Consider the following 1,175-nt stretch of genomic DNA (forward strand, 5'->3'; position numbering starts at 1 on the left):
GCTACTGAACTTGAATGTGTGATGTCGGCCTGATCGTGTCAGTTGGTCATGGTCAGGCCGGTGCCTATGAGGCAGCCGTCGATGAGGTGCGGTCGGTACTGGGTCTTCTTCAGGCTGCGCTTCACGGCCGCGGCGAGCTGGTCAAGGTTCGCGGCGGCGAGGTTGCCGATCGTCCGTTTCACCAGAGACCAGACGCCTTCCTGTGGATTAAGGTCAGGCGCGTAGGACGGAAAGTGGAAGACGGTCAGCCAGTCCTCGTTCGCGGCGATGAAGTCCTTCATCTGCGGCATGAGATGGGTACGCAGGTTGTCCCAGACCAGGACGATGGGACCTTTGAGCTGGTTGTGCGCCCGCACGATGAGATCGCGGTAGTCCTGCCAGGTGAATCCCCTGGGTTCGCCCTTCCGGCCCCGGTGGACGCGGAAGCTGTAGATCAGCCTCGACCGGTCTCCGCGTCGGAAGCAGACCATTCCCGCCATTGAAACCCGCCCTGAACCCCGGCCCCGGACACGAACGACAGGCGTCTGACCGATGCGGCCCCAGGACCTCGCGCGTGGCGGCCTCAGCGACTGGCTGGCCTCGTCCTCGCAGACGATCCAGGCTCCGCGGGCCGCCGCCGTGCTTTTACCCGCGGCCACACCTCCTTCTTCCACAACTCCACTGTTTCGTCGTCACGTTCGATCGCCCGGCGGGCCGGCTGTTGCCACGACCAGCCATGACGCTTCAGCAGCCGCCATGTCCCCTCAACCGTGTAGCTGACGTGGAACAACCGCCCGATCAAGGTCTTCACCCGCGCCAGCGTCCACCGCTGATCCGCCCAGCCATGAACAAGGGGACCACGTTCCAACTCACGTTCAAGCCGAGCTATTTGGGCTTCGGAAAGCCTCGGACGGCCCGGTGAGCCCTTCGACCGGACACCCTCCTCGCCGGACTCCCGCCACTGACGGCGCCAGCGCTCCACCGACCGTTCACTGACCCGCAGCGTGGCCGCGATCTCCTTGTTCTTCACGCCGTCCTCGAAGCGACCGACTGCCTCCAGCCGGACCCGCTCCCTCGCCGCTCTCCTGGCGTCGGTCAAGCCCCCGCCCTGCGCGTATCTCACACCACACAGCTACCGGCCCGACTCAGCCGCTGTCAGGCGAACTGTCCGACATCACTCGATCAAGTTCAGTAGC

At 64.9% G+C, this 1,175-nt stretch carries 2 protein-coding genes; both read right to left on the reverse strand.

The genetic code is table 11. The features are described from left to right. Nucleotides 1-38 precede the first annotated feature (38 nt). Nucleotides 39-596 carry a transposase gene (locus M1203_RS38485; RefSeq protein WP_308404974.1) on the reverse strand — a complete coding sequence of 186 codons (558 nt, stop codon included), beginning with the start codon at nt 594-596 and terminating at the stop codon, nt 39-41. Then, the gene (locus M1203_RS38490) at nt 563-1,102 is read right to left on the reverse strand and encodes a winged helix-turn-helix domain-containing protein (protein ID WP_249954517.1); all 540 of its coding nucleotides are present in this window, start codon (nt 1,100-1,102) and stop codon (nt 563-565) included. Before M1203_RS38490 ends, M1203_RS38485 begins: the two co-directional genes overlap by 34 nt. Nucleotides 1,103-1,175: the final 73 nt, after the last annotated feature.

The organism is Streptomyces sp. 35G-GA-8 (assembly GCF_023534745.1).
Taxonomy (GTDB): Bacteria; Actinomycetota; Actinomycetes; order Streptomycetales; family Streptomycetaceae; genus Streptomyces.